Source organism: Planctomycetota bacterium (assembly GCA_038746835.1).
In the GTDB taxonomy this organism is placed as follows: Bacteria; Planctomycetota; Phycisphaerae; order Tepidisphaerales; family Tepidisphaeraceae; genus JBCDKH01.
This window is the reverse complement of sequence record JBCDKH010000333.1, coordinates 1-1,554: the sequence shown is the minus strand read 5'-3', so window position 1 is coordinate 1,554 and position 1,554 is coordinate 1. Positions and strand designations below refer to the sequence as shown.

Below are 1,554 nucleotides of genomic sequence, written 5' to 3'. Positions count from 1 at the left end.
GCCAACGCCGTCGAGTTCCACGGCGGCAGCGCCGAGCACGGCCGGAGCCTCGTCGACGTGGTGATGGAGGACTTCGTCATCACCGGCAAGGCGGGGCACGGCTCGCTGCTCCGCGTTTGGCCCGGTGCCCAGCCAGGCGAGATCACGTTCCGCAACGGCCGCGTCGAGCAGGTCGGCCAGATGGACGGCCAGGGCTGGATGCCGCCGATCCGCATGGAGTCGCTGACGGACGCCGTGCTGGAGGACATCGTCGCCACGCGTGTGCCGGCTGGGACGTGGGGCCAGGGCAGCGTCGTGCTCGCCGGCTCGCAGAACGAGAAGACCAGCTACAAGCAGCCGGGCGATCTCCGCGGTGTCATGGAGGTCGAGCGATGAAGTGGTTTGTTGTCCTTGTCACGCTGCTCGCGTCGGTCGCCTCGGCACAGACGACGGAGCCCGCGACGCGTCCAGCCCAGACGGTCGAGGGTGGGGAACGTCCGCCCATTCCGGTGTACGACTCGATGGGCCACAGGGGCAAGCCGATTGCCGGAGCCCTCGGCCTGGCTCCGATGCGGCAGATCATCACATTCCACGAGGACCATCCGGAGCGCTGGGCTGAGCTGATCGACGACGCAGCTGTTCGCGGCCTGCCGATCATGTCGAACATGCACGAGGCCGAGCCCGAACGCTGGGCCGAGTTCGTGCAGCTCGCCCGGAAGCGGCAGCCGCTCGTCGAGATCGGCGTCTACAACCAGATCACCCGCGACTACTGGGTGATGGGCGGGCTCTGGGGTGCTGTCGCCAAGCGACGCGAGACGACCCCCACGACGCTCGACGAGCTGCGGGCGTTTTACCGCAATGGCAAAACGCTCTGGGGCATGCCCGAGGTGTGGGCCCTGGCAGAGTCGAGCCAGCGGTTTGCCATCACCGGCTGGGACGACGAAGCCAACCGCCAGCCGCCCGTCGGCGACGTCCGACGCGACAGCCACCTCGGGCGGTATCTCGCGTGGCAAGCAGAACTCGGCGACTTCATCTGGCACGAGGACCGACGCGTCCTCGACATGACGTACCTCCCGGTCAGCGTCTACAGCTTCTACCCGGATGCGACGCCCGAGCGGCTCTACCTCTACGCGGCCGACGTCTTGGCGAGCCACAAGGCGTGGCTGCGTGGCACCGACATCCCCGTCGTCGCCGTGATGATGGCGACGCATCACAACACCGAGCAGATGCTGACGGCCGAACAGGCGACTGCGATCGCGACCGCGGCCCGCGACGTCGGCTGTGCCGGCATCATCCTCTGGGGCGGACCGTCGGCGTGGACGGCGGAGCGCAACTTCTTCGTCCGCGACGTCCTCGGTGCCGCACGACGGCTGGACTGACGCGACTTATCCTCTGGCATGGGTCTGCCCCGGCCACGACCTGAAGTCGAAGCGCTCTCGCCGTACGTCCCCGGCGAGCAGCCATCCGTTGGGCAGCGCGTGGTCAAGCTTAACACGAACGAGGCGAGCTTCCCCGTCCCGTCGAGTGTTCTCGCGGCGGCAAGTGTCGATGCGGACGTGCTTCGTCGGTATCCCG

2 protein-coding genes are annotated in these 1,554 nt (G+C 68.0%); both read left to right on the top strand.

Features of this window, described 5'->3' with window-relative positions; translation table 11 throughout:
- Positions 1-375, top strand: a 375-nt coding sequence (locus AAGI46_17170; GenBank protein ID MEM1013938.1) for a hypothetical protein, incomplete at its 5' end; no start/stop codon positions are given.
- Entirely contained in the window at positions 372-1,358 is a 987-nt protein-coding gene (locus tag AAGI46_17165) for a hypothetical protein (GenBank protein MEM1013937.1), read from the top strand. The genes AAGI46_17170 and AAGI46_17165, both read left to right, overlap by 4 nt.
- The last annotated feature ends 196 nt before the right edge of the window (positions 1,359-1,554 follow it).

Bases quoted from the DNA above. Each gene is read 5' to 3' on its own strand.
- AAGI46_17165 (MEM1013937.1), top strand. From the start codon at position 372: ATGAAGTGGTTTGTTGTCCTTGTCACGCTGCTCGCGTCGGTCGCCTCG.